The sequence below is a fragment of the Metabacillus halosaccharovorans genome (assembly GCF_002019635.1).
Classification (GTDB): Bacteria; Bacillota; Bacilli; order Bacillales; family Bacillaceae; genus Metabacillus; species Metabacillus halosaccharovorans.
On record NZ_KV917373.1, the window covers coordinates 183,182 to 206,758 of the forward strand.

Below are 23,577 nucleotides of genomic sequence, written 5' to 3' on the forward strand. Positions count from 1 at the left end.
TTTGCATATAGTTTGTGCGGAAGGAGATATGTTCATTCATAAACATGAAACAGCATTAATTCTTGAATTTGTGATTGGAGGTCTGTTTCCGCTTCTTTAGGAGGCTTTTGGGATCCCCACTCAATTTGTCCATTTTTATGATACACCCCATCATAGTGTGCTCCCCGAAAGTAAAAGGAAATTCGCCAACCAGGCAAATTTGCTTGTTTGAACATTGGTTTGTATTGAAAATGTGTAATCAACTTAACCGCTCCTTTCCTGTTATATTCAAACTATACGGCGAAAAGAGGGAAATTCCTCTTACCTAATACTGGAATTTTTGGTTAGGGAAAGAAAAAGTTTAGCTAACAGAACAATCCGTTTAAGTTGAATATCCTTTTCGTCAAAAATCATCGGTTTTGAATTCACTTCAAAAAGAATAGGGGAACCGGTTGATGTTAAACCTATATCCATTGAAAATTCTCCAATGAACCCAATACTCTTCGTTAACGTGTTTCCGACCTCATTGGCTAACCAGTCAATATCCTTAAGGGAACAGCGGTCTTGGACTTTATGAAAGGGAAGAATCTCTCCTCCATTAGGCACATGTGTAACAATGGAGTCTTTCTTAGCCTTACGGACCCCAATGCCAACAGATGTATATCTTCCTTCTGTATACATACAAAGAACCCGTAAATCATATTTACACGCATCAAACTTGTCCGTTTGAACTTCCTCCTGCATTATATACAAATCAGGTTTAAGAGAGTTCTCCAGCCAATTTGAAAATTCTTCATTTGAAAGTATACTTTTTTCAAATGTTGTTTGAACTGTAAAGTGATGTTCGTTTTTCATAACTTTAATGATTCCGCTGCCTTTATAACCATTTACTGGTTTTACGTAGAGTGAAGGATATGTATGAAGGAGTTTAACCAGATCTGATTGTATTGTGTATTTCCAGGAAGCAGGTAAGTAAGATTGCAGGTTTTTCTCTTGGGAAAGGATCAAGTGACAATCCCATTTGTTAAAAAAGCAGGGATTAAAGAATGGCTTTTCTGTTTGCTGATACAGTTCATATAGATGTTTAAATTCAAAAGATAATTCTTCAGATCTTGTCGAAATTTTATTATAAATTAGATCTGGAAAAGGGAAAGAGATCTTTCCCCATCTGTTGTAACCTTCAAAATAAACATATCCTGTTATGCCTGTTTCGTGAATGCCGGCTGTTGTAAAAACAAATGATAGAACGCCTTGTTCTTTTAATTCCTTCTGAATGGCTTTAAAAACAGAGATGTCTCCACGGAACGTATCCTTTTTTTGTCCTTTACTTGCAAATATGCCAACAAGTGGTTGGTTATAGGTCTCCATTTACAAGTTCCTCAGGTTGAAGGATTGCTTTTTTTGATAAATAAAGGCCATACTGCAAGGATGCTTTGCGGGTTAATAGGTCAGCATCTTTTAGCTCAGGGTGTGAAAAGATGGATCTTCCAGGCTTAGAATTTGCCTCAAACATCCATACTCTTCCCTCTACATCAATTCCTAAATCAAAGCCAATTTCTCCAATAAAGCCTGTAATCTGTTCATCAATTCTTTCGCTTAATTTGATTGCAGCCTCTGTTAAATGATGGAGGGCTTTCACTCTCTCTTGTGGATCATCGTAAATTTCCTCCAGGCTTTTCACAACACCGCCATTATTTAAGTGGGTTGTCACACTTCCTCTGCCTGCAACCTTTGCCGCAAGGGCGGTAACCTTCCATTCTTCATGTTCATCTTTATTGGTATGAATGCGAAAATCAATTGGTTTCCCATCTATTCGGGCTAGTTTTATTCCTTGTTGGGCTAAATAGCTTGAGAGCCGTTTGTCTTTAAAGCATGCTTTTAGAAAGCTTTCAAGTGAAGCATATTTCCTGAGCCGATTGATTTCATGATCGTCACGATATCTGGAGTAATACATATTATCGTCACGAGAATACATGAGATGATATACGCCTAAACCTAAGCTGCCATTTGCAGGTTTTAAGTAAATGCTTTGGTATTTTGCAAGCATCTCTTCCATTTGGCTTATTGTTGGTGTATGAATGGTTTCAGGTAAATATAAGGAAGCATTATGGTCATGAATGAGAAGCTGATGAATGGACCATTTATTGAAAAAACCGGGATTATACCAAGGTATAGAGTATTCTTCTATGAGCCGTTTTTTGACTAGTTTAAGTGCGTTGTGGTTTTCGATCCGTCGATTAGGAAGACGGTCGTACACAACATTAGGGAATGGAAAGAGTTCTTTCTTCCAGCCCGACTTTCCATATGTGTATCCCTCAATTGTTCCTTCCTCCCAATTAATATGATGGGCTCCGAACACATAAGAGTGTATTCCAAGTGAATGATCAATTGATAAGAACTTGGCAAAAAAGAGAGAACGCTCACCAATTGGTCGTAATAGTGACTCGGTAAATCCTGCTGTGAAAATACCGATAATAGGTCCTAAATATAAAATGTTTTCATGTGTAATAAGAGTGGTACTTCCACCAATCGGAAGAAGAAGCTGTTTGGCTACTTCCTGTGAAACAAGAATCGTATCTTGTAAGTGATCTTCATAAACAATTTCACAAGGCATGATGAACGTACCAAATGATACAGAGTGAATCTCTTCATCCAGCGGTGAATGTTTTGGTAGATGAATGATAAAGTCCTGTGAATCCGTTTGTTGGATTAAGTATATCTTAGTCAATGATCGTAGCTCCTTTTTGGTTATTTTTCGAGCTCAAATATTTACAGTAGGCTAATGGTGAATCATAAAGTGTGTGTTTTAACTCAGGCTTTGTTTCAATGAATGTTTTTCTCCCGGGCTTTGAATTTACATCCAATACCCAGATTGAGCCATCTTTGGCATAGCCGATATCAATTCCAAGTTCGAATAGCCGACCAAAGCTGTCTTCAAGTAGGGTTGGAAGATGTGAAGTAATCGTGGATAGCTCATCTTCAAGAAGAAATCTTTGTCTGGGTGTGAGCTTCTCAGACCACTGCTTATAGGTAATGGGCTCTCCACCAGTTGTTAGATTTGATAAAAATGACCCTTGGTACCCTTTTCTTACACCTTTTTCAACTAGCGACCAGTTACCGTCAGCATCCTTTTGGAGAAGAATGCGTATATCAAATGGATAGCCTTCACCATCGACAAGTGGAAGGAGAGGTTGAAGAAGATAGCTTTGTTGCTTTAGTAGACGTTCACACCAGTTCATAAATCGGTCTACTTGTTCAAACGATTTCGTTTTTTTATCAGGACCGTTATGGTATGTGATCGTTATTTCTTTTTGAGTTTGGTGAATGGCAACAATGCCGATACCTCTTGATCCAACAACAGGCTTTAATAAACAGCTTGAATCATTTCTTAAGCGATTTAAAATTTGCATAGGTGTAGAAATCAGCTCAGTGTCAGGTAAGTATGAATTAAGATGGTTATTTTTTTGAATGGTATGATATACCTTCCATTTATCAGGTAACCCATATCCTAAAAACGTGGTAGCGGGATTTTTTTTCAACCACTCGACAATAGGTTTACATCTCTTTGAAGCTTTACTTTGATTGTAAAAGCAGCGGTCATAAATAAATGGAGGAATCGAAAATGTATCACTTATCCAGGATTGCGTTTGCGGATCAAACGTTTCACCTGTAATCGTTAAGTCTATAGGGTCAATAGAAGCAGGGACAAATCGAACACAATTCATCCCGTATGAAGTACTTCGTTTGGCAATCTCTGTCACGTATCCATGTTCATGTGATAAGTGAACTGCCATTATTCCTAATGATATCCGTTCCAAGCACAACACTCCTTTTGTCTAAATGCCGGCTATTTTTGTTCGTATAAAAATAGACAATATTGAATGATAGATTTGGCTGACGGCCGGACTTTTCCAGATTTAAGATCATCTTCTGATTTTGATGGTTTAGTATTAACCTCAATGATCCAAGGGTGGCTATCTTCATCTAGTGAAAGGTCAATACCAAATTCCCCAAATTCTCCACCAGCTTGAATGCAGATGACTTCTACTATTTCTATGGAAAGCTCAGCTAATAACTTCCGTAAATGACCTGCTTCTTTCTCTCCGAAAAGTTCTTGCAGTATTTCTTTTGGTTTGTATATCTCGCCGCCTCTTGCTAAATTTGCAACAAACTGTTGTTCTGCTGATACTCTTGCAACAGCGGAAGTAACCTTCCATTGGTGACGGTCTTTTTTATGACATAAAAACCGGAAATCAAGGGTGCGATTTTTATAGGATTTAAGTGGAATTGTTTCTTGTAAAAGAAAGCCTTCCTTTTTTAATCTGGGATACAATGTTTTGAATAGTTCTTCAAAGCTTTGATATTCTTTGTTGATATCTCCGGAAAATGTTGTGTAATCAAGATAGTATTGGTTTTCTTCAGTTTGTTTTACCCGAAAGATTCTTTTTCCCTGACTACCATTGATCGGCTTTATAAAAAGATCCTTTTTCTCAGTGAGCATACTTTTCAACATGTTCTTCGATTCTAGCAATTGACTTTCAGGTAGATAGGGTAGGAGATGTTCATTTGCTGAAAGAATTTGATGCACTTCCCATTTGTTTAAAAAGCGATCATTAAAATACGGAATTTTATTTTCGATTAAATCTGACGTAAGATCCAAAAACTTCTTTGATTTTTCCAGGGTTCGAGAATGAATTCGGTTGTGTACAACGTCAGGATACGGCACAGTTGTTTTTATCCACTTATCTTGAAGAAAACAATAACCTTGCATCATTTCTTTGTTATAAGATGAAAAGGAAAAAATATAGAGTAAGCAACCATTGGTATAACAATATGCAGCAAGCTCTTTGCAAAACTCATGGATGGACCCAAAGTGTACATGGTGATCTTTTTCTTTGATTTCAGTTAAAAGACCGATGATGGGACCAAGCTTAAGATTTCTTGGGTTAACTAATTGCCCTTGAAGTGACAGTGTTTGATGTGGCAGATGCAGCTCATCAAAGATATGGGCAGGTAAGGACAAACTAAGATCCTCTTCATCTATAAATACGATTGGACAGAACACAGTATGCATCCCGCAACTAATTTTCAAGGAATGAATATTTTTGGAGAGACCTAGATGTTCTCTTAGGCCAACGCTTATTTCACATATATCAAGTTTAGAAGTTACATTTTCTGTAATTTCAATCGTTTTTCGAATCATGTAATTCCCTCATTTGCTCGAGATGAAGCCAACCTCTATAATGTTCTTAGGCAGATGTTGATATAACATCGTATGTGACTAAAAAAAATCGGTGATGTTGTGGAAGGTAGATGATAATGGATCAAATGATAACAGCATTAATCATGATAATTGTTGGGGCAGCAATTGGAGGAGTGACAAACTCCCTGGCTATTAAAATGTTATTTCGCCCCTATAATGCAATCTATTTTTTAGGGAAAAGAGTACCTTTTACACCTGGATTGATTCCAAAAAGAAGAGATGAGCTTGCAACTCAGTTAGGGAAAATGGTTGTGGAGCATTTGTTAACAGCTGAAGGTATTAAGCGCAAATTTCTGCAAGCACAGTTTCAAGATCAGCTCATTTCATGGGGAGAAACACAAGTAAAAAAGGTGACGAACTCAGAAAAAACAGTCGAGCAAATTTTGGAGTCTTTTAATGTAAATGAACCATCACAAAAGACTGATGTGCTGCTCAAAACGTTTCTACAGGGAAAATATGAAGAGCTGGTTCACGAGAATAAAAGCAAACCTCTTCAAGAACTGCTTCCAAAAAACCTGTTAGATGAGGCATATGTCGCCATCCCGAAAATTGGACAATTTATTATTGATAAAGGTATTTCCTATTTTGAAAGTAGTGAAGGCAAGCAAAAGCTCAAAAAAATGATCGAAGACTTTTTGGCGACTAGAGGAATGCTCGGAAATATGATCGGGATGTTTTTAGGAAATGAAAGTCTTGTAGACAAGGTTCAACCCGAAGTCCTGAAATTTTTGAAAAACAAAGAAACACATGTACTCATCACAACATTAATTGGTCGGGAATGGAATCAGATTCAAGACATGACTCTTGATGAACTGGATCAAAAATGGGGCATCTTTGAGAAGGGCTCAACTTTAGTTAATACAGTTGTTGAGACATTAAACGTTCAGGATTTGCTATCAAAGCCAATCTCGGCATATTTAAAACCAAATGAAGATAAAATCATTCAGGAATGGCTTCCGAAGATAGTGACTCTCTCCATTCAATATCTGACCTCACATCTTGAAGAAATGCTTAAGAAATTAAAGCTGGAAGAAGTTGTGCGTGAACAGGTGGAAACATTTGCAGTGGACCGGCTGGAGGACATTATACTCTCTATATCCCGGAGAGAGTTTAAGATGATTACCTATCTTGGGGCACTGCTTGGAGGAATTATTGGAGGATTACAAGCAATCATTGTCATGTTTATTCAGTAAATTCCTCACATCAAATGCAATTTTGAAAAGAGTTTGTTATAGTGAAAGAAGAGCCTACATAGGTTAAAACTAGAAAGGAGGCTCATCATATGTCAGAGAATTTATATGATGTTGCATACAACTTAGAAAAAGCACTACGTGAAAGTGATGATTTCAAAAACCTAAAAAGACTTTATGAAGAAGTGAATGCAGATGAATCTGCAAGCAGAATGTTTGAAAACTTCCGTAATATTCAATTAAACCTGCAGCAAAAACAAATGCAAGGTGAAGAAATTACGCAGGATGAAATCGATCAGGCACAAAAATCTGTGCAGCTTGTTCAACAGCATGAATTAATCTCTCAATTAATGGCTGCAGAACAACGATTAAGTATGGTTGTAACAGAATTAAACAAAATCATTATGAAGCCGCTTGAGGAAATGTACGGAAGTCAGTAAGACGACCCTATATACATATACATTTGTAAATTTGATGCAGAATGGACTAGGGTCCGTTCTGTTTTTTTGTTGAGGAAAATTTATCATGTCCCATCTATTGTTCTATTTTTCCTAAAAGGGACATAACTTCATAATAGGTTTTGACATCTGTAGAAGGGGGACCTGTTGTGACTGCTTATCGATTACTTGCTTTGAATATTGATGGAACATTGCTTCGATCAAATGGTCGTCTTCAGCCATCCACGAAAGAGGCAATTGAATTTGTGAAGGGTAAAGAAGTGTATGTGACGCTTGTAACAAATAGACATTTTCAATCTGCGAGAAAGCTGGCAAAAGCATTAAAGCTGGATTCTTTACTTGTTACACATGGTGGTGCGTTCATCTCGGAAAATTTAGATAAGCCATTATTTGAAAAGCGAATTTCAGAGGAAACAACATTCAATGTTGTGCAAGTATTAGAAAATTTCAATTGTAATATTCGTCTTACACATGAAAGATTTTCAATTGGAAATCGAAAAAAAGTATCACCGAACTTATTAAGCAAATCGATCCTCAATACATCAGATTCGATGTTTTATCCTGTTCAGTTTGTGGATTCCCTAGGAGATACTCTTCGTGATGAACCGGTTTCTGCAACAAGAATAGATGTTCATTTTAAACATGAAGATGAAAAACAGGAAGCTGAGACCGTTGTAAAGGAAGCTTTTGATATGGTCGATATTCGAAGTCATTCATCAACTAGCTTTGACATCGTTAGAAAGGGAGTATCCAAGGAGAATGGGTTGCGAGCTTTAGCAAGTCATTTGAACATTCCTTTAGATCAAACGGTGGCAATTGGTGATGCTGAGGATGATATCGGGATGATTTCTTCAGCAGGATTAGGTGTTGCGATGTGGAATGCACCGTTTGAAGTAAAGCGTGCTGCTGATTGGGTGACAAGATCTAATAATCAGCAAGGTGTGGACTATATGGTCAAAGAGCATTTTCGCAAGCAACAAAGACAGGATTTTTTACGCAAAATTAAAATTGATCAATAAGAAGAAGGGGGAGTTTATTCTTTCCCTTCTTCTATTTTTTTATTAGTGGATAATCCGTTAGCTTTCCTTCATATACGAGCTGGAAATGTGGATTTTTGCGAAAGTCATCAGGGGTTACCAAGGCGGGGAGTTTATCCCATAACTTAATACCGGACCGATGAAGCATTTCAGCAACGAATTGTGAGCAAAAATACGAATTGCTGAATTCTACAGGTTCATTTAAGGAAACACCTAAAACACCAATTAAGTTATAAAGGAATCTTCTTTGATTCTTAATAAAAACATTCAATACCCTTCTCATTTTTTCCACATCCCGGCTTGTTACATCCAGTTTATAGATAACACAGGTTGTTTCAGGATATTTACTATATGTTCCTGTATGGATATCTTCTTTCACAAATCCCCCGTTAATAGGGTTATTGGGATTTTTTCTTCCAAAGCTGTACATTTCAGTTAAATTTGCATCAAATGCAATGGAAGCATGATTATAAGGAGCTTTTGTATATTTTTTAATAGACTTAGTAAATAATGTCCCCGTGTCAGTTAGTAAAATATAAATAAACGTTTTTGAAGTCATTTTGTTTCCCTCTTTTAAATTCTTCCATAATATTCTATCCTTAATTATACAATAGAAATACAAAGTTGGAGGAATAAAGGTGATATCAACCCTTTGGACATTAGGTATTATTTTTCTTAGTTTAAGTTGTGTACATCTCATTTTTATCTTTACGAGCAAAAAGCAACCGAAAAAAGATTTCTCGGGTGTTTTTATGCGTGTCAAAACATGGTGGGGTATGTTTGCAGTCTTTTGTATCGCTACGTTATTTAATCCCATTGTTTCGTTGTTTTCCTTGATGCTGTTATGCTTTTTTGCATTAAAGGAATATTTTTCAATGATGAAAACAAGGAAAGCAGATCGACGGTTATTTCTTTGGTCATATTTGGCCATTCCTGTTCAGTTTTATTGGATATTTATCGGATGGTACGGTATGTTTATTGTCTTTATACCAGTTTATGTCTTTTTATTTTTGCCGTTACCACGTTTATTAGGTAAGGGAACCAGTGGTTTTCTTCGATCTGTCAGTTCAACTCAATGGGGCTTAATGCTGATGGTTTTCGGACTTAGTCATTTAGCTCACTTTCAATTTGCTACACCTGAATACGGAGCGAATCTTGTCTTATTTTTAGTTGTTTTAACACAACTCAATGATATTGCTCATTATTTAATCTCTACTTATCTAGGAAAAAGAAAGGTTGTTCCTTCAGCAAATCCGACCATCACGTGGGAGGGATATATAGGAGCAACAATAATCACAATCGCTGCAGCATATTTCATCTATCCGTACTTAACACCATTTGATAGTACATTTGCATTATTTTCAGGTCTTTTAATAAGTTTAAGTGGTTTCTTCGGAAGCTTGACGATTTCTGTTTTACGAAGAGATTTATTAATTGGGGATCAAGAGAAGTTAAAAATGCTGCACAAAAGCTATTTAACTCGTGTTGATAGTTTAGCTTATACATCACCTGTGTTTTTTCATGTGATTCGTTATTTTTTTGATTTTATGTAAAAAGCGGATTGATCCGCATACTAGGCGTTTATCCTGATCTAGGGTAACGCCTTCTTTTTATGGGGAAATTGAAAGAAGTTTAAGGAGGAATTATTGGCGATAAAGAGAATACCTTTAATTTACTAATGGTTTTAAGGGGGGGACCTTATGAAATTTGTTTTAATTTTTGGTCCGCAGGCAGTTGGGAAAATGACAGTTGGTCAGGAACTAGCTAAATTGACTGGGCTAAAGCTGTTTCATAATCATATGACGATTGATTTGGTCAATCCGTTTTTTAACTACGGAACACAGGAAGGAAAAAGATTAGTCAATTTGTTTCGACAAGAACTATTTGAAGAAGTATCAAAAAGCAGCTTGTATGGAATGATTTTTACATATGTGTGGGCATTTGATCACCAATCAGATTGGGATTATGTTGATAAAGTCTGCCGGATTTTCGAGTCAAAAGGAGGGACTGTTTACTTTGTAGAACTTGAGGCTGACCTGGAAGAAAGACTTGAGAGAAATAAAAGTCCTAATAGGCTTGAGCATAAGCCAACAAAAAGAAATGTAGAATGGTCGGAAAGAGAATTAAAGGAGTCACTAAAAACATACAGGTTGAATTCCCATAAGGATGAAATTGTCAGAGAAGAATATATAAAAATAAACAATACGAACTTGAGTGCAGAAGAAGTAGCTAAGATTATTAAAGATCGATTTCAATTATAGGGTTTATAAAAGTTTAAGGGAATATGGAGGGAGTTGCGTGTCTCATTACCTTACCGTGGAAGGCTAACAAATAAATAAATCCCCCATATCCTTGCATTTTGTTATGTAAGTTCTAAGTTGAATCATTGTTAAGTTACGAATTCAAGAATTTAATCCCAAACAGAATATATAGAATCGAAGAAGCCCCAATAAAGAAAAGGAAAAATAATAATTGTTGTCGCTTGGAGCGGTTTTTTAACCAGTTCCAGCGCTTACTCTCCGTATCAAGCCAAAGAAAGTCAACAATTGATGCGACAAGTATTACTACTAGGAATGTAACAAAACCCATGGATTTTTTTGCTCCTTTCTTAATTGTTTCTCACTATACCATTATATGGAATTAGAAGGAGGGATAGAATTGAAGTAGGAATACAGTTTGTTTGAAGTTTAGTTTTTTTGCTAGGTTTATTGAAATAGCAATATGCTACTTATCCATATTTTGATAGACACATTATTAAATATATTGATAGAATAATCTGAAATAAACAAGAGGTGGAGTGGAATTGAATTGAAAAAAAAGCTGGGATGCTTACACGCACATTATTCAAATATCGAATATATCGAAAACGCACTTTCTTCATATGAAATTGAATTAGTCCATTTTGTTGACCCGGCCTTAATGTATCGGGTTACATCTGATGAAACATTTAATGCTGCAGATGCCCAGATGAAAGTGAAAGAACAAATAGAATGGATTGCACAATGTCATGTGGATGCAATTCTTATTACCTGCACAAACTATATTGCTATTTTACAAGAAGAACAACTTTCCATATCAATTCCAATTATTAAAATTGATGAACCTTACTTTGAATACATCTGTCATATACAACAACCTCAGACAATTCTATTCACAAATCCTGCTACTGTTAACGGGACAATGGAGCGTCTCCAACAATATGCTAATTATCGCCAAAAATCCTTAGACATAGAAGTAACAGTCATTAACAATACGTTTGAATTAATCATGCAAGATTTAAAACAAGAATACGATCAAGAAATAGCCACGTACTTGCACAAACTTATTAAAGAAGATAAAGCTATCTCTGTTGCCCAATTATCAATGGTCGATGCATCCAAGGCAGTTGAGCTCAAGACCTCAAAGCCTATAATAAACCCACTTGATACATTAATTTCTTACATAGTTCGTGAATTGAAAATAGAGAAGAAGTCTGCGGTAATGTGATGAGTTATCGATACAAGAAATGACAATTTTGGCTTGATTCATTTATGATGACGTATCAGGGAGGGATAAAAATTTTTGAAAAAGAAGAACTTAACTTTCTTTATTCTTGTATTCATTTTGTTTGGAGGATTTTCACTCTACCATTTTAACAATACTTTATATGGTAATGTTAAAGAGTCTATTGTTAAAGTTATAAAATCAATAGAAGGATATGATGATAAGCCAATAGAGATTTTAGAAATTAAGGATTTTAATAATATAAGAGTAGTTGGTTTTCTTTTTGACGGTAAACCGGCTTATATTGAATTTAATAAAAATAGTATGGGTAATTACAAATGGAGAAGCATAGAAGTTAGAAACGATGAAACGTTAAGTTCATTTATTCCTATTCTACCTAACAACATAAGACCAAAGCTTATGTTTGTATCTAGCTATGGAAATAAAGTTGCAAAAATACAAGTAGATGTAAATAAACAAATAGTAGAACAAAAATTCCCTCCAAACAATGCGTCAGTAACTTGGGTGGATTTGCCACAATCAAATAAAAGTGATTATACATTTCGAAATTATAAATTTTTTAATGAAGAAGGTAAACTAATACAGGATTTGAGAGATTAGGTTATTGCAAAGAACGGGGTTTTAACGAAGAAGAAAAGGCAATGACCAAAATGGAAGACTTTCTAAGAAAAGTAGGAGGTCTTGTCTGTTATTAGGAATCCTTTTAAGGAGAGGAATAGATGGTGATCCGAAGAGCGAGTGCAAAAGATATAAACGATTTAACGTCGCTAATGGAACAACTAGGTTATCCAACATCTGTTGAGCAAATGAGGATCAGATTTAAACATATTGAAGAAGCACCAAATCATTATACTCTGGTCGCTGAATATGATGGTAAAGTTGTAGGAATGATTGGTTTTCATACGGGGGTACTTTACAACAGTGATGGTATATATGCTCGTGTAATAGCTTTCGTGGTGGATTCAAATTATCGTAATAAAGGGATCGGACGACGACTATTAAGTGAAGCTGAAAAATATGCAAAGAACCTAGGTGCAGATGGAATTGGCTTAAATAGTGGAAACCGTGCTGAGCGGGAAAATGCACATAAATTTTATAAAAAAATGGGGTATAGCGTAAAAAGCACAGGATTTGTAAAGCGGTTGTTTTAATAAAAATACACTTACTTATTTATTTGAAAGAAAAAAATGATTGTATGTATGTGCTTTGGAGGTTGAGCAATGGAATGGGAAAACGGAGATTTTCTAATTAGTACTAACGATGATCTAATTAATTTAGATATTGTTACAGAAATGCTGTCGTCAACTTATTGGGCTTCCAACAGAAGTAAAGCTACCATTGAAAAGAGCATTAGTAATTCTTTATCTTTTGGATTGTATTATTTGGACAGACAAATTGGATTTGCAAGGGTAGTTACAGATAAAGCTGTATTTTCTTGGGTTTTAGATGTGGTAATAGATGAAAATTATAGAGGAAAAGGGCTGGGAAAATGGTTTATGAATTGTATATTTGAACATCCAGACATCAAATATACTGCATTTGCACTGGCCACATCAGATGCACATGATTTTTATGCGAAATTTAATTTCATTAATAATAAATGCATGACTAAACCTTTACATACAAGTAAAAAAGACTATTAATAAAAACATAATAATTGATTAAATTATCAAAACGTTAGACTATATTTGGAGTTTTACTAAATGTGTAATTCATAAAAAGCTGTTTTCGCAAACATTGTTGCTTGTGATATTATTTTTACTCTATAGTGAAACGGGAAAGGAAAACACTCGACTCCTGCGGGATGTAGAGGAAAGCGAGTGTCTGGAGCGTAATGGAACGAACTATTTTCTAATCCCTCATCTGTTCAAAAGCAAACAAGCATAAGAGAAATCTCGTATGCTTGTTATTGCTTATACCTCAAATAATTATAATTTTCTGTTGCAACCCTCTCAATAACATTCCCTTGCTCGTCCTTATATACCTCATACTCCTGATACACTTCAACCGAATATCCGTCTTCCAGATACATATCAACGAGTCTGCTTTCTAGCTCAGGAATTCCCATTATTTCTTCCTCCTCTGCAGCAGTAGCTGAGGATGTTTCTTCCTCAGGTACAGGAAAAGCTGAAATGGCTTGTTCTTTTTCAGCAAATTTAGGAGAATCAAAGTAACCTATTACAACTATGGCGATTGCAACCAATAATAAAGGAGCAAATTTTTTCAACGAATACTGCCTCCTATTCTAATCCTTGTCTTACTTGTACTATTATTCTATGAAGTTACTTATGGAAATTATTATGATTATTTTATGTCTTTTTAGATGTCGTATTCTAAATGATTTTATATTAGGCTCTTTTCGTAGTGATTGGAACGCAAGGGAACGAATTGAATTCTCATGTCTAATTTATAATTAGTAAACTAAGAATAAGTTTACATTGACCAGTGAACCAGTTATTTTGTACACTTAAATAAGTTTTCACAAAAAAAGTTAAGGTGATTATAATGAAAATTTATATAAAAGGCATTGAAGATGAACGTTTCCATCGACCGCTAACGTTAATTGGTAACTTGTTTTTTGAAGAAACTAAAACTTGCTTTACAGAAGACGATCATTCTCTAGAAGCAGAGTTTTTTATTGAAGAAGAAAGTGAAAAGGTTTCTATTAAAGGAACATTGCTCTCTGAAGATGGGAAGCAATTTACAGCAAGCAAGGAAAGGGAAATTCCCTCCCATTTCGTTGGGAAAGATCGTTTAAGATATGTGAAAAACACCCTTTCCTATGTTTATTTAACCTTACTTCAAGACTACACAGGCATGATTCAAAAATGGGGTATCCTAACAGGAATTCGTCCAACAAAGCTTTACCATAAAAAGAGACAAGAAGGTATGAAAACATCTGATATTCATAAAATGTTTAAAGAAGAATACCTATTGTCAGATGAAAAAATCAATCTTATGCAACAAATTGTTGAGCGTCAACTTGAGGTGGTACCAGACCTTGATTCTCTGGCAAATGAAGTCAGTATATATGTAGGGATTCCTTTTTGTCCGACAAAGTGTGCTTACTGTACATTCCCGGCTTATGCAATTAACGGAAGGCAAGGGTCTGTCACATCCTTTTTAGGCGGACTTCACCATGAGATGAGAGCAATTGGTCAATGGCTAAAAGAAAATGATATCAAGATTACAACGGTTTATTACGGCGGAGGTACTCCAACTAGTATTACAGCAGAAGAAATGGACATGCTTTACGAGGAAATGGTTGAATCATTTCCAGATGTGAAAAATATTCGTGAAATAACAGTTGAAGCCGGTAGACCTGATACGATTACAGAAGAAAAACTTAACGTGTTAAATAAATGGAAAATCGATCGCATTAGTATTAATCCGCAGTCATATACTCAAGGAACACTAAAAGCAATCGGACGTCACCACACAGTGGAAGAAACGATTGAAAAATTCCATTTAGCAAGACAAAAGGGCATGAACAATATTAATATGGATCTAATCATTGGCTTACCTGGTGAAGGAGTGGAGGAATTTGATTACTCCCTGTCTGAATCAGCGAAACTAATGCCTGAATCATTAACTGTTCATACTCTTTCATTTAAACGTGCATCAGAAATGACACAAAACAAGCATAAGTACAAGGTAGCAAGTCGTGAAGAAATCACAACCATGATGGATCATGCTGTCACTTGGACGAAAGACCATGGCTATGCACCTTATTATTTATACCGTCAAAAAAATATCCTGGGTAACTTAGAAAATGTCGGCTACGCGCTTAAAGGCCAAGATAGTATTTATAACATCATGATCATGGAAGAGCAGCAAACCATCATTGGAATCGGATGTGGAGCAGCAAGTAAATTTGTCGACCCAACAACAAGAAAAATCACTCACTTCGCCAACCCAAAAGACCCAAAATCCTACAACGACGGATTTGAACACTACACCAATGAAAAAATTAAGATTTTAGAGGAATTGTTTTCTAAATAATAGCTGGAGCAGTAGAAATTTTACATAGTAGAGTTTCTACTGCTTTTGTTTTATCTTATTTGGCAGAGATTGTTGCACTTCAATAATATTGTAACTCTATAGTGAAATGGAGCGGAAGAAACTTGACTCCTGCGGGAAGTAGAGGAAAGGCTGAGACCCCACAGGCGAAGCTTCCTCCCCGCGGAAAGCGAGTTTCTGGAGCGTAATAGAACGAACTATTTTTATCATAAACTACATTAACTAACAAAAAAGTATGCAAAAACAGACTTCTTTTAAGACTGGAGACGAAATAAGCAGGATATCGCCCACATTCTTTAGAATTAATATATTGAAATAAAAATAAGGGGTGGAAGAAATGTCTTATCAAACACTTGAACTGGTCAAAGAGGGGAACATTGCAACACTATACTTAAACAGAGTAGATTCATTAAACGCAATGGACGTTCAAATGCTAAGAGATCTCTCGGAATGTCTAAGCGAAATATCCACATCAAACATCACTCTATTATTTATTACAGGCCGAGGTCGTGCATTTTCAGCTGGGGGAGACTTAAAATCGATGCTATCAAGTCCAAGTGAAGATGGATTTAAAGAAGTGATGGACAACATAAAAAACATCATTGTCACCCTCTATACAATGCCTGCGATTACAGTAAGCCTAATCAATGGACCTGCTGCCGGGTTAGGTCTAAGCTTTGCGCTAGCTTGTGATTCTGTGTTAGCCGAAAGGAAGTCAAAAATAGCTATGAATTTTATCAACATAGGCCTTGTACCAGATGGAGGAGGACATTTTTTCTTAAAGAAACGCTTAGGTGAGCACTTGGCAAAACAGGTAATTTGGAAAGGTGAATCCATGGATAGTGATAAGGCATTGGAAATGGGATTGATCGATGAAATTTATAGAGGTGACACCGAAGAACAAATAGAATTGATGAAAAGAAGATTAGGAGCAAGGCCAATCAAGGCAATGATTGCATCCAAGATACTCTTTAGCTCACAAGAAAAACAAGAGTTAATTCAAACCTTGGAGTTTGAAACAATCAGTCAGCTTGAAATGAGACGAACAGAAGATCATCGTGAAGGTGTAGCAGCATTTTTAGAAAAACGAGCACCACAGTTTACAGGAAAATAAAGGCCAATAGATAAGGGGGAGTCACAAATATGACTCCCCCTACTTTTGTGATTAACGTGCAAATAATACGAGATTACCCGATGATGATGTGCAACGATGGGTTTTATTTGTAAAGTTATTTTCTTCTAATTTTTGTTGGCCGATTTCTTTTGCTTCTTTTTCACTTTGTGCTTCAAAGGTTTCATCTAATAATTTTTCTCCGTTTTTTTCAAAAACCGTTAAGTAATAGATAGCCATTTCCCATTCCTCCCATGTTGTAGATCTATACTTTCATAGTATTCTTAATGAACGCGAGTTTTCCTGCATAAAGATGAAACCTTCTGTTACCATTTTCGTAGTACATATAGAGGAGGGGAAATATGAGTTTAACGATTGATACTGTCACAAAGCGATTCGGTTCATATCTTGCGGTAGATCAACTTTCGATCACAATACCGGAAAATGAAATTTTTGGTTTCCTTGGTGCGAACGGAGCGGGGAAAACGACAACTTTTCGGATGATTTTAGGGTTGTTAAATCCTTCAGACGGCACCATTACATGGAATGGAAATAGAATATCTTATGAAGAAAGCGACAAAATTGGCTATTTACCAGAGGAGAGAGGTCTTTATCCGAAATTAAAGGTCAAAGATCAGCTCATGTATTTAGGTAGATTAAAAGGGATGTCCAAGCAACAGGTGGTAACCGAGATGGACCACTGGCTGCAGCGATTTAATGTGACAGAGTATGCAAATAAAAAAGTTGAAGAGCTATCAAAAGGAAATCAACAGAAAATACAATTTATTGCAGCAGTTTTACATAAACCAAAACTTTTAATTTTAGATGAACCATTTAGTGGGCTGGATCCTATTAATGTTGAACTGTTAAAAAAGGCTGTTGTTGATTTGAAGGAAGCCGGTACATCGATCGTTTTTGCGAGTCACAGGATGGAGCACGTAGAGGAACTATGTCAGCATCTCTGCATCATGCATAAAGGAAAACCGGTGGTACATGGTTCTTTACGTGAAATTAAGAGATCATTTGGAAAGAAAAATCTCTTTATTCATGGAGACTTTGATATGGGCTTTTTAGAGAAAATATCCGGTGTCATCAAGAGTAAGCCGCTTACCGAGGGTGTTGAATTGCAAATTGAAAATGAAGAGGTTTCACAAAGAATCTTTCATGAACTTCAACACAAAGGCTTTGTCCGGAAATTTGCACTTGAAGAACCGTCACTAAATGATATTTTTATAGAAAAAGTAGGTGCTTCATATGAATAAATTCTGGATTATGGTTGCTCATACTTATTTGAATAAACTTAAGACAAAATCATTTATTATCACAACTATCATTACAGCACTCATTTTGTATGGAATATCTAATATTACAACAATCATTGATATGTTTGATAACAGTGAACAAACGAAAGAGTTTACTGTAATTGACCAATCGGAAGGATATTATGATCAATTTGAGGCAAATTTGGCTGCTTCGGGCTTCCCGCTTACAATTGAAACGTCAGACAAGGAAGAAAAAGAATTAGAAAAAAGTGTTCTGGCTGGAGAGTTAGATGGAATTATTGTTTTAACCAATGATGCTAATCAACTTCCGCAAGCTACTGTAAAAACAAGCTCAATCACTGATAGTCAGGTTTTTACACAGGTCGAACAAGTATTGCAGCAAACAAAACTTGAAATAGGAAGAGAAAAGCTCGGGCTGCAAACAAATGAATTAGACCAATTATTCACACCTGTGGAAGTTCAAAAAGTCGCCCTGGAGGACAATGCGAAAACAGAAGAAGAATTAAATCAAGCAAGAGGCTTAGTATATGTTCTCTTATTTGTTATTTATTTCTCTGTTATTTTTTATGCGAGCATGATTGCGACAGAGGTCGCAACAGAAAAATCTTCAAGAGTGATGGAAATTTTAATCTCCAGTGTCTCACCGGTCAAGCAGATGTTTGCAAAGCTGATCGGAATCGGGTTATTAAGCATAACGCAAATGCTTGTTATTTTAATTGTAGGATATGCTTCTATACAGGCAAAAATGGATGATCTATCGGCAATGACGGGAGGAATGTTTGGGTTTTCCGATATTCCAACCTCAACATTCATTTATGCAGGAATTTACTTTTTATTAGGATATTTCCTTTTTGCAACACTTGCAGCATTCTTAGGCTCACTCGTCAGCCGGATTGAAGATGTCCAACAATTAATATCACCTATGATCTTTATCATTGTTGGCGCATTTATGATTGCGATGTTTGGATTAACAAACCCTGAAGCACCATTCATCACGGTTACATCGTACATTCCGTTCTTTACACCAATGATCATGTTCCTCCGTGTAGGAATGTTAAATATCCCATTTTGGGAAATTGCACTATCAATCGCCATCCTGCTCGGATCAATTATCGTATTAGCCGTGTTTGGAGCAAGAGTCTACAAAGGTGGAGTCCTCATCTACGGGAAATCCTCATCCTTTAAAGATCTAAAAAGAGCACTTATGCTTTCTAAGAATAAATAAAATAGAAGGAGAATGGCTTTGAAAGCTATTCTCTTTTTTAATGGTCTTCTCTAATTAATGGTGTTTTCAAAAGATTATTGCTTATGAATCTTAACCTTATAGTGTCTGGAGCGCAATGGAACGAACTAATTTATAACAACAAGTACAAGAAAACTGCAATTTTCGAGTTGAAAGTTTATAACTAATGTTAATCAACAGAACGTGCATTCGTATTTCATAGATGGTAAAATAATAGGTAAACAAAGGAAAACAAAGAAAGAGGTATATATGAGTGCCATTAAATTTATCCATGCTGCAGACCTGCATTTAGACAGCCCTTTTCTAGGACTAAAACATATGCCCGCAAAGCTCTTTGAAAAAGTAAGAGAAAGCACGTTTACATCCTTTTCAAACATCATCACATATGCCATTAAAGAAAAGGTGGATTTTATCTTACTATCAGGTGACTTATACGATGAAGATGAAAGAAGCTTAAAAGCCCAATTAAAAATAAAAAAAGAATTCGAACGGTTGGCAGAAAAGGATATTCAAGTCTATATTATTCATGGAAATCACGATCATATGGGCGGGAAGTGGCTTGATCTAGTATGGCCGGAAAATGTTCATGTGTTTTCAAGTCACAAAGTTGAAGTAAAAGAATATATAAAAAATAAAATACCGACAGCCTATATATACGGTTATAGCTATCCTGAGCGTGCTGTACATGAGAATATCACGTCACAATACATAAAAATAGAATATCCTAATGTATTCCACATCGGAATGTTGCATGGTTCTGCAGAAGGAAACAAAGAGCATGACGTTTATTGCCCATTTAAAGTAAATGATTTATTAAGTAAAGACTTTGACTATTGGGCGTTAGGTCATATTCATAAACGTCAGGTACTACATGAAACTCACCCTGTTATTGCATATCCGGGTAATATACAAGGCCGTCATCGGAAGGAATCAGGCAGAAAAGGCTGTTACTTAGTTGAAATGGAAGAAGGAAAAGTAACAAATACATTTGTTTCAACAGAAGTAATAAGATGGGAAGAGATTGACGTTTCAATCCACAAATGTCAAAACCTGTCCGATTTAATTCAAGCCTGTGAAAGATCGATTGAGAACTTAAAAAGACAAAACAAATCGATTTGTTTAACAATCTCATTTGTGGACTCAGGTGAATTAGCAAATGAACTCAACTCTCAGGATCTTGTTGAGGATCTTCTTGATGTTTTGAATGAGCAACATAATGATCAGGAGAATTTTGTTTGGGTGGTTAAAATCATTGATCGTACCATCAAACCTCGAACAACCTCACAAAAACTATCGACTTTTTATCAAGACCTGGAAAACACAATCGAGAGCTATGACGAATTTGATGAAGTAATTGAACCATTGAAAAAAAATCCATTATTCCGTAAGCATATTGGCAGTTATACACTTGAGGAACAAAAACAGCTTCTAAAAAAAGCGGAGCAACTACTACATCGTGAATTACTGCAACATCACGAGCATAAGTGAGGTGAAAAGATTGAGAATAGAAGAACTGAAGATCTACGGATATGGGAAATTTGAAAATCAACATATTATGCTCGGACAAGCAAATTTTTCCGTTATTTATGGAGAAAATGAAGCAGGTAAATCAACGATTATGTCATTTATACACAGTATCCTGTTTGGCTTCCCAACAAAGCAGCAATCGGAAAACCGTTATGAACCTAAAAGAGCGACAAGCTATGGCGGCTGTGTAGTCGCCCGATTAGAAAGTGGACAGCGTCTGAAAATTGAACGATTGCCTGGTAAATTTGGCGGTGATGTTAAGATTGAATATGAAGATGGAACAATAGAGAATGAAGAGTTTTTACAAACACTTTTAGGTGGGGTGGATAAGGAATCCTATCGCTCCATATTTTCCTTTGATGTCCATGGTCTACAGCAAATTCAAAAACTTGATGCCAATCAAATCGGAAAATATCTATTTCTTTCAAGTATCTACGGGGCTGATGCACTTTTTACAATTGATGATCAATTAACAAAGCAAATGGACCTTTTATATAAACCAAATGGAAAAAGACCGACAGTAAATGAAGGGCTTGTGAAGCTAAAAGAACAGGCTGCAGATCTGCAGGAAGCAAAGCGTAATAATCATCTTTATGAGCAATTTCAAAATGAAAAAGCGTCACTTCAGTCACGACTAACATCCATTATTGAAACAAAACGAAATAAACTGTTAGAGCATAGGTATTTGGAAAAAGCAAAAACAGTTCTTCCTTTAGCAAAAGAAAAAAATTGGTGTATGGACCAGTTAAAACAATTGCCTGCAACAGAACATTTTCCTGAAGCTGGACTTAAGAAGTTGGACCATCTTCATGTAACACTTCAGCCGCTGAATATGCAGCTACATGCTTTGCAAGCACGAAAATCCCAACTTGAGGAAGAAGTAGCAGAGATTCATATAAACGATGCATTTATTGTACATAAAAGCGAGATTGAATATGTTCGTGAGCAGATGTCATTATATGAAGAAAAAGGAAAGAACAAGCAAGTTGTGGAGAAAAAAATTGATCAGCTTCAACATGAATATGAGGTATTAAAGCAACGATTGTATCCTTATTTAACGGAGGATGACATCTTAACTATTCAAGCGACAATGATGATGAAAGACAAACTTAAGAGATTGGTTGAGGATGAAGTAAAGTTAAAACACAGAAAACAAATGCTGGATGAGCAGTTTGAACAGGTTCAAAGCTCTCTTGAAGAAGCGGAATGGAAGATAGGGAAATTAACGAATGATGTTTTGACTGATGAAGATAGGTCTTCTTTAGAGCAAGAGCTAGCTTCAAGAAAGGATGCTAATCTTCCGGTACTTAAGGAGGAACATAAGCAGGTATCAACAGAGCTGAAAAAGCGTAAGCAGGAATATAAAGAAGAAAAGAAACAACAATCCCTTCTTTTTATCTTACTTTCTCTTCTTTTATTAGCCGGATCTGTTTGGATATTTCTTCAACAAAATTGGCTATTCTTTGGAATTTTATTCGTCGCATGTATCGGAGCCCTTTTCCAGACCAAGAATTTGCAGGCAAAAAAAGACACATTTGCTGAGCATTTGGAGACGAAGTTAAAGAATTTAGAGCAACGTATTTATCATGCTCATCAAAGCGAATCTTCATCAGGCAGAGAATTATCTGATATTATGACTTCATTAGAAAAAGATCAAATGGTGAAACAATCCCTACACCATGAAAAGCATACTCTTGAACAACAGGAAAGGGTCTATGAGAGGCTGTTAAAACAGTATGAAGAATGGGAAAAAGATCAATTTTTTAAACAAGAACAGCTTGCTGAAATTGCTAGCCAAATTCAAGTTGATTCGAATGCATCTTCTGAAGTTCTTTTAGAAGCTTTTGAAGCATTACAACACCTTCAAAGTGTAATCATAGAAAAGAATAAATATAGTTCAGAAGCAAGATTATTTCACCAAGAGCAATTGGAGTTTGAGGAAGAAGTAAGGAAATTAGCTGAATTATGCCAAATTGAGCGGTCCTCAATTAAAGAATCTATCTATATATTAGGTGAACAAAGTAGTGTGGAAATAGCTAAAGCTGCAAAGCGAGAGAAAATATTCGAGAAAAAGGAAGAGGTTGTAGAAGAACTAGCTTCATTATCAGAAGAGATTGTGTTTATCAAGAAACAGCAGGATGATTTAATCTGTAGTAGCAAGTGTGAAAGTGAAGATGAATTTCGAAAGCTGGCAAAAGTACATGAAGAGCGTCAAGAAATACAAAAACAATTGCAGTGGATTGAAAAGCAATTAGCTGCAGAAAGCGATATCGACCTAGAGAAATTGGCTAATGAAAAAATCGATACAATGGATGTGAGAATACAAGAAATAATAAATGATATGGAACAATTGGAAAAAGAGGAAACTCATTTGCAACAGGAGTATTCAAGTATTTGTTTCAAGATCAAAGAAATGGAGCAAAGTGGAACATATTCTAAGTTGAGACATGCCTTTGAAAATGAAAAAGCCATGGTAAAAGATGAAGCAGAAAAATGGATTGTCAGGGTGCTTGCAAAGGATCTTCTTCAAAAAACAGTTCATAGACATAGAGAAGAAAAGCTGCCGGAATTGCTGACTTCCATCACGTATTATTTTCAATTGCTGACTTCAAATTCCTATCAGAAGGTATATCTACCGATAGAAAAGCAATCGTTTATTGTGGAACGTCAAGATGGAGTGAAGTTTCTTGCAGAAGAGCTTAGTCAAGCTACTGCCGAGCAACTATACCTGTCGATTCGATTGGCTGTCATCAAAAACATTAATTCGCAACTACAACTGCCAGTCATGATTGATGATAGTTTTGTTCATTTCGACCACCGCAGAACATCGAATACGTTAAAGTTATTACATGAGCTAAAAAAAGATCAACAAGTCATTTTCTTTACATGTCATCACCACATAGCCGAATCATCACAGCCCGAGCATATGGTCAATCTCTCTAAAACGATTAATATTAGCTAA

General features: G+C 35.9%; 23 protein-coding genes. 15 read left to right on the forward strand and 8 right to left on the reverse strand.

What is annotated here, in order from left to right; all coding sequences use genetic code 11:
* Positions 1-32: 32 nt before the first annotated feature.
* The 5 genes from BK577_RS25250 to BK577_RS25270 are packed head-to-tail and all read right to left on the reverse strand — an operon-like array spanning position 33 to position 5,182.
* On the reverse strand, positions 33-242 hold the full coding sequence (locus BK577_RS25250) for a YheE family protein (protein WP_078435573.1): 210 nt from the start codon (positions 240-242) through the stop codon (positions 33-35).
* A gap of 58 nt (positions 243-300) precedes the next feature.
* Positions 301-1,347, reverse strand: a complete 1,047-nt coding sequence (locus BK577_RS25255; protein ID WP_078435574.1) for a YheC/YheD family endospore coat-associated protein — start codon at positions 1,345-1,347, stop codon at positions 301-303.
* Positions 1,334-2,707, reverse strand: a complete 1,374-nt coding sequence (locus BK577_RS25260) for a YheC/YheD family endospore coat-associated protein (RefSeq protein WP_245823611.1) — start codon at positions 2,705-2,707, stop codon at positions 1,334-1,336. The genes BK577_RS25255 and BK577_RS25260 overlap by 14 nt, the downstream gene beginning before the upstream one ends.
* The gene (locus BK577_RS25265) at positions 2,700-3,797 is read right to left on the reverse strand and encodes a YheC/YheD family endospore coat-associated protein (protein WP_078435576.1); all 1,098 of its coding nucleotides are present in this window, start codon (positions 3,795-3,797) and stop codon (positions 2,700-2,702) included. Before BK577_RS25265 ends, BK577_RS25260 begins: the two co-directional genes overlap by 8 nt.
* Positions 3,798-3,826: 29 nt before the next feature.
* Positions 3,827-5,182: a YheC/YheD family endospore coat-associated protein gene (locus tag BK577_RS25270; RefSeq protein ID WP_078435577.1), complete on the reverse strand. Its 1,356-nt coding sequence runs from the start codon at positions 5,180-5,182 to the stop codon at positions 3,827-3,829.
* A 116-nt stretch (positions 5,183-5,298) separates the two neighbouring features.
* Here BK577_RS25270 and BK577_RS25275 point away from each other — a divergent pair, with 116 nt between their 5' ends.
* The 3 genes from BK577_RS25275 to BK577_RS25285 all read left to right on the forward strand — a co-directional run bounded on the left by BK577_RS25275 (position 5,299) and on the right by BK577_RS25285 (position 7,909).
* Positions 5,299-6,435 (forward strand): DUF445 domain-containing protein, encoded by a 1,137-nt coding sequence (locus BK577_RS25275; RefSeq protein ID WP_169908505.1) that lies wholly within the window; start codon positions 5,299-5,301, stop codon positions 6,433-6,435.
* Between the two features lie 89 nt (positions 6,436-6,524).
* Positions 6,525-6,872, forward strand: a complete 348-nt coding sequence (locus BK577_RS25280; protein WP_026560343.1) for a YlbF/YmcA family competence regulator — start codon at positions 6,525-6,527, stop codon at positions 6,870-6,872.
* A gap of 167 nt (positions 6,873-7,039) precedes the next feature.
* Positions 7,040-7,909 (forward strand): Cof-type HAD-IIB family hydrolase, encoded by an 870-nt coding sequence (locus BK577_RS25285; protein WP_078435579.1) that lies wholly within the window; start codon positions 7,040-7,042, stop codon positions 7,907-7,909.
* 31 nt (positions 7,910-7,940) lie between these two features.
* Here the strand turns inward: BK577_RS25285 and BK577_RS25290 are convergent, their stop codons facing one another.
* Complete coding sequence (locus BK577_RS25290; protein ID WP_078435580.1) at positions 7,941-8,486, reverse strand: hypothetical protein; 546 nt, start codon at positions 8,484-8,486, stop codon at positions 7,941-7,943.
* A gap of 79 nt (positions 8,487-8,565) precedes the next feature.
* Here BK577_RS25290 and BK577_RS25295 point away from each other — a divergent pair, with 79 nt between their 5' ends.
* From BK577_RS25295 to BK577_RS25325, 6 genes are all read left to right on the forward strand, one after another.
* On the forward strand, positions 8,566-9,480 hold the full coding sequence (locus BK577_RS25295; protein ID WP_078435581.1) for a phosphatidate cytidylyltransferase: 915 nt from the start codon (positions 8,566-8,568) through the stop codon (positions 9,478-9,480).
* 147 nt (positions 9,481-9,627) lie between these two features.
* Complete coding sequence (locus BK577_RS25300; protein WP_078435582.1) at positions 9,628-10,188, forward strand: AAA family ATPase; 561 nt, start codon at positions 9,628-9,630, stop codon at positions 10,186-10,188.
* Between the two features lie 541 nt (positions 10,189-10,729).
* Complete coding sequence (locus BK577_RS25310; protein WP_078435584.1) at positions 10,730-11,413, forward strand: hypothetical protein; 684 nt, start codon at positions 10,730-10,732, stop codon at positions 11,411-11,413.
* A gap of 75 nt (positions 11,414-11,488) precedes the next feature.
* The gene (locus tag BK577_RS25315; RefSeq protein ID WP_078435585.1) at positions 11,489-12,031 is read left to right on the forward strand and encodes a hypothetical protein; all 543 of its coding nucleotides are present in this window, start codon (positions 11,489-11,491) and stop codon (positions 12,029-12,031) included.
* Positions 12,032-12,150: 119 nt separating this feature from the next.
* Positions 12,151-12,582 carry a GNAT family N-acetyltransferase gene (locus tag BK577_RS25320; RefSeq protein ID WP_078435586.1) on the forward strand — a complete coding sequence of 144 codons (432 nt, stop codon included), beginning with the start codon at positions 12,151-12,153 and terminating at the stop codon, positions 12,580-12,582.
* A gap of 69 nt (positions 12,583-12,651) precedes the next feature.
* Positions 12,652-13,074 carry a GNAT family N-acetyltransferase gene (locus BK577_RS25325; RefSeq protein WP_078435587.1) on the forward strand — a complete coding sequence of 141 codons (423 nt, stop codon included), beginning with the start codon at positions 12,652-12,654 and terminating at the stop codon, positions 13,072-13,074.
* Positions 13,075-13,337: 263 nt separating this feature from the next.
* On the opposite strand, the gene BK577_RS25330 is transcribed toward BK577_RS25325, so the two are convergent.
* The gene (locus BK577_RS25330) at positions 13,338-13,658 is read right to left on the reverse strand and encodes a hypothetical protein (RefSeq protein WP_078435588.1); all 321 of its coding nucleotides are present in this window, start codon (positions 13,656-13,658) and stop codon (positions 13,338-13,340) included.
* Between the two features lie 278 nt (positions 13,659-13,936).
* On the opposite strand from BK577_RS25330, the gene BK577_RS25335 reads away from it, so the two are divergent.
* Positions 13,937-15,433 (forward strand): coproporphyrinogen III oxidase, encoded by a 1,497-nt coding sequence (locus tag BK577_RS25335; RefSeq protein ID WP_078435589.1) that lies wholly within the window; start codon positions 13,937-13,939, stop codon positions 15,431-15,433.
* Between the two features lie 355 nt (positions 15,434-15,788).
* Positions 15,789-16,565, forward strand: coding sequence for an enoyl-CoA hydratase (locus tag BK577_RS25340; protein WP_078435590.1), 777 nt, complete (start codon positions 15,789-15,791; stop codon positions 16,563-16,565).
* A 51-nt stretch (positions 16,566-16,616) separates the two neighbouring features.
* Here the strand turns inward: BK577_RS25340 and BK577_RS25345 are convergent, their stop codons facing one another.
* On the reverse strand, positions 16,617-16,802 hold the full coding sequence (locus BK577_RS25345; protein WP_078435591.1) for a YhzD family protein: 186 nt from the start codon (positions 16,800-16,802) through the stop codon (positions 16,617-16,619).
* A gap of 122 nt (positions 16,803-16,924) precedes the next feature.
* On the opposite strand from BK577_RS25345, the gene BK577_RS25350 reads away from it, so the two are divergent.
* The 4 genes from BK577_RS25350 (at position 16,925) to BK577_RS25365 (ending at position 23,577) form a co-directional block, all read left to right on the forward strand.
* Complete coding sequence (locus BK577_RS25350; RefSeq protein ID WP_078435592.1) at positions 16,925-17,824, forward strand: ABC transporter ATP-binding protein; 900 nt, start codon at positions 16,925-16,927, stop codon at positions 17,822-17,824.
* Positions 17,817-19,070: an ABC transporter permease gene (locus BK577_RS25355; protein ID WP_078435593.1), complete on the forward strand. Its 1,254-nt coding sequence runs from the start codon at positions 17,817-17,819 to the stop codon at positions 19,068-19,070. Before BK577_RS25350 ends, BK577_RS25355 begins: the two co-directional genes overlap by 8 nt.
* A 267-nt stretch (positions 19,071-19,337) precedes the next feature.
* Positions 19,338-20,576 carry a metallophosphoesterase family protein gene (locus BK577_RS25360; RefSeq protein ID WP_078435594.1) on the forward strand — a complete coding sequence of 413 codons (1,239 nt, stop codon included), beginning with the start codon at positions 19,338-19,340 and terminating at the stop codon, positions 20,574-20,576.
* A gap of 10 nt (positions 20,577-20,586) precedes the next feature.
* A complete protein-coding gene (locus BK577_RS25365; protein ID WP_169908507.1) occupies positions 20,587-23,577 on the forward strand; it encodes an ATP-binding protein in 2,991 nt (996 codons plus the stop codon).

What these genes read in the sequence shown, in the direction of transcription:
- BK577_RS25270 (WP_078435577.1), bottom strand. Translation starts at nt 5,182, where the DNA reads ATGATTCGAAAAACGATTGAAATTACAGAAAATGTAACTTCTAAACTT.
- BK577_RS25325 (WP_078435587.1), top strand. Translation starts at nt 12,652, where the DNA reads ATGGAATGGGAAAACGGAGATTTTCTAATTAGTACTAACGATGATCTA.
- BK577_RS25290 (WP_078435580.1), bottom strand. Translation starts at nt 8,486, where the DNA reads ATGACTTCAAAAACGTTTATTTATATTTTACTAACTGACACGGGGACA.
- BK577_RS25255 (WP_078435574.1), bottom strand. Translation starts at nt 1,347, where the DNA reads ATGGAGACCTATAACCAACCACTTGTTGGCATATTTGCAAGTAAAGGA.
- BK577_RS25275 (WP_169908505.1), top strand. Translation starts at nt 5,299, where the DNA reads ATGGATCAAATGATAACAGCATTAATCATGATAATTGTTGGGGCAGCA.
- BK577_RS25300 (WP_078435582.1), top strand. Translation starts at nt 9,628, where the DNA reads ATGAAATTTGTTTTAATTTTTGGTCCGCAGGCAGTTGGGAAAATGACA.
- BK577_RS25360 (WP_078435594.1), top strand. Translation starts at nt 19,338, where the DNA reads ATGAGTGCCATTAAATTTATCCATGCTGCAGACCTGCATTTAGACAGC.
- BK577_RS25320 (WP_078435586.1), top strand. Translation starts at nt 12,151, where the DNA reads ATGGTGATCCGAAGAGCGAGTGCAAAAGATATAAACGATTTAACGTCG.
- BK577_RS25355 (WP_078435593.1), top strand. Translation starts at nt 17,817, where the DNA reads ATGAATAAATTCTGGATTATGGTTGCTCATACTTATTTGAATAAACTT.
- BK577_RS25340 (WP_078435590.1), top strand. Translation starts at nt 15,789, where the DNA reads ATGTCTTATCAAACACTTGAACTGGTCAAAGAGGGGAACATTGCAACA.
- BK577_RS25345 (WP_078435591.1), bottom strand. Translation starts at nt 16,802, where the DNA reads ATGGCTATCTATTACTTAACGGTTTTTGAAAAAAACGGAGAAAAATTA.
- BK577_RS25350 (WP_078435592.1), top strand. Translation starts at nt 16,925, where the DNA reads ATGAGTTTAACGATTGATACTGTCACAAAGCGATTCGGTTCATATCTT.
- BK577_RS25335 (WP_078435589.1), top strand. Translation starts at nt 13,937, where the DNA reads ATGAAAATTTATATAAAAGGCATTGAAGATGAACGTTTCCATCGACCG.
- BK577_RS25280 (WP_026560343.1), top strand. Translation starts at nt 6,525, where the DNA reads ATGTCAGAGAATTTATATGATGTTGCATACAACTTAGAAAAAGCACTA.